Origin of the sequence: Aliiroseovarius sp. S2029, assembly GCF_023195575.1 — a bacterium.
GTDB lineage: Bacteria > Pseudomonadota > Alphaproteobacteria > Rhodobacterales > Rhodobacteraceae > Aliiroseovarius > Aliiroseovarius zhejiangensis.
Genome location: NZ_JALPQE010000024.1, coordinates 1 through 539 on the forward strand (window position 1 = coordinate 1; position 539 = coordinate 539).

The window sequence follows — 539 nt, forward strand, 5'->3', positions numbered from 1 at the left end:
ACCATGGTCGTGTTCATGAACAAGGTCGATCAGGTTGACGACGAAGAGCTGCTTGAGCTGGTGGAAATGGAAGTCCGCGAACTGTTGACCGAATATGGTTATCCGGGCGACGACATTCCGATCATCGCAGGGTCGGCCCTGGCGGCTCTGGAAGGCCGTGATGCCAATATCGGCGAAGACAAGATCCGCGAGCTGATGGCGGCTGTGGACGAGTTCATCCCGACGCCGGCCCGTCCGGTTGACGGTGCGTTCCTGCTGCCGATCGAGGACGTGTTCTCGATCTCTGGCCGTGGCACGGTTGTCACGGGGCGTGTTGAGCGTGGCGTGATCAACGTGGGCGACGAGATCGAGATCGTCGGCATCAAGGACACGCAGAAAACCACCTGCACGGGCGTTGAAATGTTCCGCAAACTGCTGGATCGCGGTGAAGCCGGTGACAACGTTGGCGTCCTGCTGCGCGGCATCGACCGCGAGAAGGTCGAGCGTGGTCAGGTTCTGTGCAAGCCGGGGTCGGTGACCCCGCACACGAAGTTCGAAGC

General features: G+C 60.9%; 1 protein-coding gene. It reads left to right on the forward strand.

Going from position 1 to position 539, the window contains the following annotated elements:
- The coding region (locus MUY21_RS16000; RefSeq protein WP_248411269.1) for an EF-Tu/IF-2/RF-3 family GTPase at positions 1-539 on the forward strand (539 nt) is incomplete at both ends.